This is a genomic window from Salinivibrio sp. MA607, from assembly GCF_001996245.1.
GTDB classification, from domain to species: Bacteria; Pseudomonadota; Gammaproteobacteria; order Enterobacterales; family Vibrionaceae; genus Salinivibrio; species Salinivibrio costicola.
Genome location: NZ_MUFJ01000005.1, coordinates 132189 through 140921 on the forward strand (window position 1 = coordinate 132189; position 8733 = coordinate 140921).

General features: G+C 46.5%; 9 protein-coding genes. 3 read left to right on the forward strand and 6 right to left on the reverse strand.

Translation table 11 applies throughout. The features are described 5' to 3' along the window. The 5 genes from BZG81_RS04210 to ccoN form a co-directional block, all read right to left on the reverse strand. The gene (locus BZG81_RS04210; RefSeq protein WP_069362406.1) at nt 1–486 is read right to left on the reverse strand and encodes a FixH family protein; all 486 of its coding nucleotides are present in this window, start codon (nt 484–486) and stop codon (nt 1–3) included. A gap of 65 nt (nt 487–551) precedes the next feature. Continuing rightward, nucleotides 552–1532 carry a cytochrome-c oxidase, cbb3-type subunit III gene (gene ccoP / locus BZG81_RS04215; RefSeq protein WP_077676810.1) on the reverse strand — a complete coding sequence of 327 codons (981 nt, stop codon included), beginning with the start codon at nt 1530–1532 and terminating at the stop codon, nt 552–554. Further along, a complete protein-coding gene (locus BZG81_RS04220; RefSeq protein ID WP_077460525.1) occupies nt 1532–1714 on the reverse strand; it encodes a cbb3-type cytochrome oxidase subunit 3 in 183 nt (60 codons plus the stop codon). The genes ccoP and BZG81_RS04220 overlap by 1 nt, the downstream gene beginning before the upstream one ends. A 12-nt stretch (nt 1715–1726) precedes the next feature. Continuing rightward, on the reverse strand, nt 1727–2338 hold the full coding sequence (ccoO, locus tag BZG81_RS04225) for a cytochrome-c oxidase, cbb3-type subunit II (protein WP_077460526.1): 612 nt from the start codon (nt 2336–2338) through the stop codon (nt 1727–1729). Between the two features lie 13 nt (nt 2339–2351). Continuing rightward, nucleotides 2352–3779 (reverse strand): cytochrome-c oxidase, cbb3-type subunit I, encoded by a 1428-nt coding sequence (gene ccoN, locus BZG81_RS04230; RefSeq protein WP_077460527.1) that lies wholly within the window; start codon nt 3777–3779, stop codon nt 2352–2354. A 277-nt stretch (nt 3780–4056) separates the two neighbouring features. On the opposite strand from ccoN, the gene BZG81_RS04235 reads away from it, so the two are divergent. After that, nucleotides 4057–4476: a hypothetical protein gene (locus BZG81_RS04235; protein WP_077676811.1), complete on the forward strand. Its 420-nt coding sequence runs from the start codon at nt 4057–4059 to the stop codon at nt 4474–4476. 87 nt (nt 4477–4563) lie between these two features. Here BZG81_RS04235 and BZG81_RS04240 read toward each other — a convergent pair whose 3' ends face one another. Next, complete coding sequence (locus BZG81_RS04240) at nt 4564–5124, reverse strand: hypothetical protein (RefSeq protein WP_077576002.1); 561 nt, start codon at nt 5122–5124, stop codon at nt 4564–4566. A gap of 144 nt (nt 5125–5268) precedes the next feature. On the opposite strand from BZG81_RS04240, the gene BZG81_RS04245 reads away from it, so the two are divergent. Both BZG81_RS04245 and BZG81_RS04250 read left to right on the forward strand, forming a co-directional pair. Continuing rightward, the gene (locus tag BZG81_RS04245; RefSeq protein ID WP_077676812.1) at nt 5269–6459 is read left to right on the forward strand and encodes an FIST signal transduction protein; all 1191 of its coding nucleotides are present in this window, start codon (nt 5269–5271) and stop codon (nt 6457–6459) included. A 5-nt stretch (nt 6460–6464) separates the two neighbouring features. Then, nucleotides 6465–8576, forward strand: coding sequence for an ATP-binding protein (locus BZG81_RS04250; protein ID WP_077676813.1), 2112 nt, complete (start codon nt 6465–6467; stop codon nt 8574–8576). The last annotated feature ends 157 nt before the right edge of the window (nt 8577–8733 follow it).

Consider the following 8733-nt stretch of genomic DNA (forward strand, 5'->3'; position numbering starts at 1 on the left):
TTATTGTTTACCGCTTAACGTCAGGGTATTCGAGAGAGGGAAATTAATACGACCGTTGACCTTCCACTGTTTGTCAAACGACGCCAGTTCTATAAACCAAGGGCCTAACATAGGCTCGGCCAAATCGATATGATAAATACCAGCTTGATTTGGGTTTACCATGACATTCACGTCCTTACGCTCTAAGGTACGATGTTGTATGTGAACTTTCAGCGTCGGAAATGTATCAAGTTGCCCTTTATCAAGTGCGATGGCAATTGCGTCTTCAGTCGCTGACAGTTGCGCTGAAATACCAAGTTGGTCTGCGACTTTCAACTTCGATAAATCAAGGTTAATGGCTTTTCCTTTCTTGTAATAGTCTTCCGCAACAAGAGAAACCGCATTTTTTTGAAATAACGCAAAGGTAGATAGACTTGCGACGACGACAGTCGCTGGTAGGGCGATAAGGAACCAAGGCCAAAACTGCTTGTACCAGGGGGTTATCATCTGAAGCTCCTTGGGATGAGCATTAGGAAGCCCCTGCAAGCAGGGGCCAGTTTATACGTAAGTCTCTATTCTACTTCAGGATTACTCAAACGCCATACATAGGCAGAGAGTATCTGAATTTTTTCTTCGCCAAGATGCGCTTCCCATGCGGGCATAACACCTTGACGGCCACCACGAATGGTTTGTTCCACCGCTCGACGTGAGCCACCGTATAGCCAGATGTTGTCGGTTAAGTCCGGCGCACCGAAAGCAGGGTTACCTTTACCATCTGTTCCATGACAAGCGGCACATACCACAAATCGGGTTTTACCTTTTGCAGCCATTTGCGGGTCGACTTTACGGCCTGACAAACTTAACGCGTAAGCGGCAACTTCTTGGACACCCTCTTCACCCATGGTATCTAGCCAAGCTGGCATATTACCTTTTCGGCCGTGGAGCAAAGTGGCTTTGATGGTTTCAGGTTCACCACCGTATAGCCAAGCATCGTCCGTTAGGTTAGGGAAGCCGGCTTGACCTCGTGCATCCGACCCATGGCAAGCAGCACAGTTTTGGCTAAACAAACGTTGGCCAACCTTTAAGGCTTCTTCATTGCGCGCAATTTGTGTTATCGGACGCAGTGACTTGCCATCTTCTTGATAAGCGAGTTGACGGAATGCCTCACCAAACACTTTGTCTGCAGCGTCGAGTTCCATCGCGTATTGGTTAATGTGCTGAGCTTCTTGTGCCTTCGCCATTAACTCGCGTGATTCATCAACGTTGCTAACATTTTGGTAAGAGCTCTTCCAACCTAATACACCAGCAAAGTTACCTAACCCCGGGTAAAGGATGAGGTACCCCAAACCAAATACCAATGTGGCCCAAAACATGTATGACCACCACTTGGGAAGTGGGTTATTCAGCTCACGAATACCATCGTAGTCGTGACCCATGTCATCGCCCTCTGCGACGCCCATTTTATCTTTGGTCGTCCAAATGATAAGGGCAGCACAGCCAGCAATCGTGCCGAGTACGATGACTGTTACGAAGATACTCCAAAACGYACTCATTAGCGATTATCTCCTGTCTTGTTATTGGGCTTATCCTGACCCTTTTCTTCTTCGTCGAAAATCAGGTTAGCCGCTTCATCAAAGTGTTTTTTGCGACGTTTGCTATAAGCCCAAACAACGATCCCAATGAAGCTAACAAATAGGACCACGGTCCAAATACTATGAAAGGTGCCGATATCCATAGGCCCTCCTTATTACTTCATTGCGTGACCTAGTGACTGAAGATAAGCAATCAACGCTTCTATCTCCGTTTTGCCTTTAACCGCGGCTTCTGCGTTCTTAATATCTTCATCGGTGTATGGCACACCAAATTGATCGCGGAACACTTCAAGCTTCGCAGCCGTTGTCTCTCCGTCTAGCGTATTTTCTGCTAGCCATGGGAAACCAGGCATATTCGATTCAGGCACGACGTCACGTGGGTTAATCAAGTGAACGCGGTGCCATTCGTCAGAATACCGATCCCCAACACGGGAGAGATCAGGACCTGTACGTTTAGAACCCCATAAGAATGGATGCTCCCACACGCTTTCACCTGCAACGCCGTAGTGACCATAGCGCTCAGTTTCGGCCCGGAATGGACGAACCATTTGGCTGTGACAAACATTACAACCTTCACGGATGTAAATATCACGTCCTTCCATCTCTAAGGCTGTATACGGACGAAGGTTATCAACCGGTTCAGTGGTTTGCTCTTGATAAATCAGTGGTGTGATTTCCACTAAGGCGCCAAAACTAATGGCGACAATGATTAAGATCGCGAGCAAGCCTGTGTTTTTTTCTACTATCTCGTGGCGATTTGAACTCATTTAATCGTCCTCCTTACACCGCAGGCTCAAGCGATTTCAAGCTAGCTTCCGGCGCACGAATCGTTTTATATGCGTTGTAAGCCATCAAGAACATGCCTGATAGGAAAATTGCACCACCGATAAAGCGGACAAAATAGAACGGGTAGGAGGCTTCTAATGACTCCACAAAGCTGTACGTCAATGTGCCATCCGTATTCACTGCGCGCCACATCAAGCCTTGCATGACACCAGAAATCCACATCGCGACGATGTAAAGTACGGTACCAATGGTGGCTAGCCAGAAGTGTACGTTTACCAGTGAAACGGAGTACATACGCTCTTGACCAAACAGTTTTGGAATCAAGTGGTAGATAGAGCCGATTGACACCATCGCAACCCAGCCGAGCGCACCAGAGTGTACGTGGCCAATCGTCCAATCGGTATAGTGCGATAGCGCATTCACCGTTTTGATTGACATCATCGGCCCTTCAAACGTCGACATACCATAGAAGGACAGGGACACGATTAAGAAACGCAGAATCGGGTCATAACGTAGTTTATGCCATGCGCCAGAGAGGGTCATAATACCGTTAATCATACCGCCCCAAGAAGGCGCAAATAAGATCAGCGACATCACCATACCCAGCGACTGAGTCCAGTCAGGCAAAGCCGTATAATGAAGGTGGTGAGGTCCCGCCCAGATATACAGAGAGATCAGCGCCCAGAAGTGGACAATAGACAAACGGTAAGAATAAACAGGACGACCAGCTTGCTTGGGAACGAAATAATACATCATACCCAGGAAGCCAGCTGTCAATAGAAACCCGACCGCATTATGTCCATACCACCACTGTACCATTGCATCGACTGCACCGGCATAAATGGAGTAAGACTTCATCGGTGAAACTGGGATTGCCATGCTGTTAACGATATGCAAGACAGCAATGGTCAAAATAAAGGCACCGAAGAACCAGTTCGCAACGTAAATATGCGAGGTTTTACGCTTAATTAATGTGCCAAAGAACACGATAGCGTATGCCACCCATACCACCGCAATGGCGATATCGATTGGCCACTCTAGTTCAGCGTACTCTTTGGAGGTGGTGTATCCCATTGGCAACGAAATAGCTGCTGAAAGGATAATGGCTTGCCAACCCCAGAAGGTGAACTCTGCTAACTTCCCTCCGAATAACCGTGTTTGACAAGTACGTTGTGCAACATAATACGACGTTGCAAACAGCGCACTGGTGCCGAATGCGAAAATCACTGCGTTAGTATGCAGTGGACGCAAACGGCTGTACGTCAAATACGGAACATCAAAGTTCAGTGCAGGCCACACTAACTGAGCGGCAATAAGTACACCTACCGCCATGCCCACAATACCCCACAAAATGGTTGTTAGAGTAAATTGGCGGACAACGCGGTAGTTGTAGTCTTGTTCAAGCTGCTTAACTTGGCTCATATTGCATGCTTCCACTTTTGGTTAACTACACTCACGTTTGATACGAACGAAGCCTCCGCTTCGTCTATTAACATACCTTTTTTACGAAATCGCTCAGCTGCGTACGGTTTTTAACCGCTTTATACACTCCGTTGCTATTTCTTTGTAAAAATGGCATTTTCGACCAGAATCATACTGTAGATACTGGTTAAAAAACAGGGGCTAACCCACACACTTCGTGAGGCTTACCTCCCTTTCTGATAAAACTTTGACCTCTGTAACATGGAGAAGGCCACACATGGCAGCAGAAAAACTCACTCGCGGGCGATTAGCGCAAATTATCGTTATGCTTACACTTTTAGTGATCGCCTTCTTTTGRCGCACGGTCATTTATACGCCAGGACTGACAATTATAGATTGTAAGGATGCGACTGGTTTTTGTGGCACATCACAATCTCAAGAAAAAGTCGCGTATGAATGGATAAGGAAGACTGACACTATATATTTTTCTTTATTTTCAGAGAGTAAACCTCACTCCGCGTACTGGGATCAAAAGGGGAAGCAATCACCTGAGCTAAGCATAAAACAGGTTCAAGAAGGGGAAGGATACCGGACTAATTGGCAATGGTCTCGTCACGATCTCCCTACCGATATGGGTATATTTAACGTTGTCTTTGATCGGTATCAATTTAAATTTAATTACCCAGAAAAAGGATAAATAAGTGCGGTTTATATCGTATTTATCGATGCAGTGCTTTATTACTAAAGAAAATGCTTATTTATGATGGTTTTTATATTTACACAGTTACAGTTTAACGCTAAAAACCTGATTATTAATGCGTTTTGATTCTTCCCCTAAAAGAAAGCAAACCAGTGGTGATAAAACTTCGCACTTTTCACGCACTGATAATGTTTCATCACCACTGTTAAAATTGTGATCCAACCAGAAAGTGACACTGTTAATCCGTTGCAAGAAGTTTGTGTCCGGTATGTCATCGAGACGGGGCTTTATTAGCCCCCCATGTGGAGAAATCATGACACAAGCCGCGTCAGCTTGACAAAATTGATCTAAAACTGGATACCCCAACAGTCGCATGTACCGTTCACCGTCTTTGGCAACCTGAACTACGCCAGTTAGCGGTGCAAGTTGAGATACACTTTGCGATAAGGCAGCGGTAAGAGCGTCGACGGTAAGCGCCGGAACTGATTTAAATCGAACTCTAGGTTCATGAGCAACGATATCAAGTGCAGAGGCCTGATTGTGATCGATAATAATGGGGGTATAGCCTTGAGCGGCAAGTTGATAAGCAATCGTGGCGCCTAAAGTGCTCGCGCCACCCAATAGCGCAACGGGTCGACAATCCATGTTCAACGCTCAATTGATATAAAGGGCGTATAGGATACGTCAGTTTAGAATCTATTTCAGCCACCGAGAACAATGAATTGATCGCTTGATACATGTATCATTAGCACTGTCATACACTCATATTCCTATCAACGTAACGGTGACATGAAGATAGCAACGGCACGAACTCAAGCTGATGACGCAGTACAAGCCGCCTATGCATTGGCGCGCACCATCAAAACGCGTATCAGTACGCCTAAGCTTTTGATGATCTACTTTACTGAGCATTATGACGTTCAAGCGCTTCAACGTACCTTATATCGTCTTTTTCCGGGCGTACCACTCATCGGCTGTTCTACGTGTTATGGCGTGATGACCCAAAATGGATGTACCAGCGGTCCTGCGGCAGCTATCTGGGCATGCAGTGATGATAAAGGGAGTTATGGCTCAGCCTTGGTCTCCCATCAAGCACACCGCCATGTGCGCGACTCGGCGCGTATGGCACTGACTCAAGCGATTGAAGAAAGTGGGCGATGCGGCGAGTTACCCAAATTGATTGCGTTGCACAGCACGCCTGGTGAAGAAGAGGCAACCTTATCGGCAATCCGAGAAGAGCTAGGCGTATCTGTTCCCGTCATCGGTGGTTCGGCCGCGGCAGAAACAGTCGGTGGAAACTGGGCTATTTTCGATCATAAGCAAACAGCAACGTCCGGCATCGCGATCAGCGTTTTTTATCCCTCAGCTCGGGTCAGTTACTCGTTCCATTCTGGCTATGCACCGACTCAAAGGCATGCGACGGTGACGGATGTGCGTGGTCGCGCATTGGTGAGCTTAAATCATCAACCTGCTGCCGAAGTGTATAAACGCTGGTACGAGTCAGAAACTGGATTGACTCTTGATCCTACAGATTCGCTTTTCTCTCAATCCACGCTTTATCCGCTAGGCACTCAAACCGGCACAATACATGGTTTGCCATACTACACATTGTCGCATCCGACATTTATTAATGCGCAAGGTCATATGGAGTTATTTTCTCAGCTTGAGGTTGGCCAAACTGTCTATTTTATGTCGGGAACCAGCGAGGGGCTCATTTCGCGAGCTAGTCGAGTGGTGGAGTCAGCAAATGATCATGCACTGTGTCAGCCTGAGCCTCTGGGTGGATTAGCGATCTACTGCGCTGGATGCATGTTGCATGTAAAAGATCGCCTCGACCAAGTGGCTGAGAATATCAATACGGCCTTGTATAACGCTCCTTTTGTATGCCCCTTTACGTTTGGCGAGCAAGGTCTCTTTAAAGGGGGAGAGTTATCTCACGGTAACTTAATGATCTCGGCTGTGCTATTTCATAAGGATTAATCAAGATGTCGAAACGCTTATCGGCTTCTGAACGTTCAGACTCTGAATCGTTGCAAGAAACCTTATTTGAACTCAGCCGCGTTGAGGCCAGAGAAAAACGGTTAAGAGAAGAGAACGATGCAATTCTGTCTGCCATTTCTGCTATGACAGAAGCCACATCGAAGACAGATATCTTTGCGTCATTGCTCGACGTTATTCATCGCTATGTGAATTTTGATAGTGCGGTCGCGCTGAGTCGTAATCGTGAAACGGAAGATGCGTTTCGCTGTTTAGTGTCTACGGAGCGATTGCTAGAAACGGTAACGTGGCAAACAGGGGACGTGTTTCACCGTTGTGTAAAAGGAGAGACGGTTGCTATTTATAAGCCAGGCATGATCAAAGAGCTTCACTGCTTAACCCATCAATATGCCAGTTATCTTCAAGGTACAGCACTGATCAGCGGCTTAACGGTCAATGACAGCGAAGTCATGCTGATTTTATTTTCACATCGTCGTGATTCGTTCAATAACGAAGCTCAGCAGGTCGTCGATCGATTTCGTCCATTGATCGAGCGGACCATTATGGATATCGACTATCGACACCGCTTGCATGCGCTTGTCAGTAGCCGAACCCAGGAGCTTAATGCAAGTCGTCAACGCTTCCAGGATTTTGCACAAACAGCAAGTGACTGGTTTTGGGAGCTTGATAATGCGTTTCAGCTCACGTATCTATCTTCGCCTAATACAGATATCCATATTGATGCCGAGGCATTGCTGGCGAAAATAAAATCAGATAAAGAATTAAAAGCACGGCTTGAACAGCTTATATCCCGCGAAGAATCTTTTAGTGACATTGAGTGGCATATTGCATCTCGTGCGCATGACTACTGGGTAAGCCTCTCTGGCCGACCTTGCTACAATAAAAAAGGGCAATTGTCAGGCTATCGCRGCACCGCCAAAGATATTACCGCCACCAAGCGTCGCGTTGTCGAGCTGCAACAAGCGCGTCGTCAGGCTGAACTGGCCAATAACGCCAAATCACAGTTTCTTGCTGTAATGAGCCACGAAATACGAACGCCGCTAAATGCGGTATTGGGCTTGATTGATGCACTACAACATTCGCGGCTAACCTTAGAGCAAAAAGAGTGGGTAGGGCAGATGGATAAATCCGCTCAACTGCTATTGACATTAATCAGTGATGTGCTTGATTTATCTAAAATTGAGTCAAATCGTTTTTCCCTCTCTCCCTCCTTAATGAAGCCAAGTGACTGTGTCACTAACGTTTATCAACAGCTCATTGAACGTGCCGATAAAAAACGTATCCATTTATCCGCATCAGTGTCTCCCTCTGTCCCTGATACGCTTTATATGGATGAGAATCGCTTTACTCAGATTTTACTTAACCTAATAGCCAACGCATTAAAGTTTACCGATCAAGGCGGTGTGACAGTGTCACTTAATACGGATGGTGATGTACTGATCCTGAGGGTAAAAGACACGGGAATTGGCATTGATGAAAGCCAGATTGGACGCATTTTCGATCCCTTTACCCAAGCAGACGGCAGCATTACTCGTCGGTTTGGTGGAACAGGCCTTGGTTTATCCATCTGTAAAAAACTGGTTGAGATGATGGGTGGACGTATCGATGTAGACAGTGAGCTTGGCCAGGGCACAGACTTTTGTGTTCGCTTGCCCATTGTTGCGACCCCACAAGATGCCGAAAAACATCAGCCAACGCCGGCGATACCGGCAGGCAATGTGCAACCTATGGTGATTTTAGTCGCTGAAGATAGCCGCGCCAATCAGATGGTTGTGCGTTTGATGTTAGAAAAGCAAGGCCACACTGTGGTGCTTGCATCAAACGGCGAAGAAGCGCTAGAGCATGTAAAGCAGACTGAATTTGATATTGTTTTAATGGATATGTCGATGCCAGTCATGGATGGAATTGCCGCGACAAAAGCGTTACGCGCATCTGGCTTTAAGCAGCCGATTATTGCTTTAACTGCCAATGCCATGGACGAGGACAAGCAACGCTGTGTTCGGGCTGGCATGAACGACTTTGTCACTAAGCCAGTGCGAGCAGCGAGTCTGAGTGCGGTGCTTTACACGCATCAGCCGTTAACGCTTTCTGATCACTAATTACCGCTGAGTTGAATCGAATTAGACCAAACGTGTTGGAATAATGACGATTAAAGGAAGTAGTAATTAGCTATTTTATGGTAAATAGCTAATTACGTTCAATGGCAACCAAAAAGAGCAGTGCGCGATAGCATGACCCCACATAGAAACCTTATCT